At 50.3% G+C, this 760-nt stretch carries 1 pseudogene; it reads right to left on the bottom strand.

The features are described 5' to 3' along the window. Positions 1-731: pseudogene (locus KNQ07_RS16000) on the bottom strand (copper amine oxidase); the annotation flags it as partial. Between the last annotated feature and the right edge of the window lie 29 nt (positions 732-760).

The raw sequence follows: 760 nt of genomic DNA, 5'->3' as shown, positions 1-760 counted from the left end.
TCAGCTGCGAGGCTGTTGAGTGTTGACCGGAGGTCAGCGGCTTTTGTGTCCGCTTTCGTGTTGTCGAACTTCTCAGGCATCTGTGTTGTGATCGCGACGGAGAGTGCTTTTGAGATATCATACATGCGGCTGTAACCTTCACGGAACGTGTTGTACGATCCTTCGTAGTCACCAGCTGCATATTGTTGGAATGTTTTATAGACGTCCGCTTCATGGGCACGGAGAACTTCTTCCGCTGCTGCCTTCGGCAGTTTACCTTCTGTTGCTGTGTCGAGGAAGCTCGAGAGGTCCTGGACGAACTCTTCTGTTTCCGCTTTCGACGCGTTGATGCCGTCTTGATCGTCCGCTTTGACGGCTTTGACGAGATCCGTTGTGTATTTGTTGTGGTCAACGAAGATTTTTTCGAATTGTTTTGCGCCTTCGTCGCCGTACACAGAAGCGATCGCCGGTGTCATGTCGAGTGCGTTCTGTTTCAGTGCCGCTTCATAATACTGTGCATCTTTTGATCCGTCATATTGTTTTTTCATGTCCATGACGGCAAGCACGAAGTGCTCTGAGAGTAACTGATCGAGTGTTGCACGGAGGTCAGCGGCTTTCGTTTTGACCGTGACGTTCTTCGCGCTCTCCTCATGTTTCATGTCGTCTCCGCCACCGGAAGCGAATGCTGCCGTTCCTGGTAATACGAGTGCTGCTGCCATGGCTGTTGCTGCGAATTTTTTCGTGTTTTTCATCTTGTCTCATCCTCTCAAATTTGGGTGTT

It is taken from the genome of Exiguobacterium sp. s145 (assembly GCF_018618835.1).
Taxonomy (GTDB): Bacteria; Bacillota; Bacilli; order Exiguobacteriales; family Exiguobacteriaceae; genus Exiguobacterium_A; species Exiguobacterium_A artemiae.
This window is presented reverse-complemented; position numbering and strand designations above follow the sequence as displayed.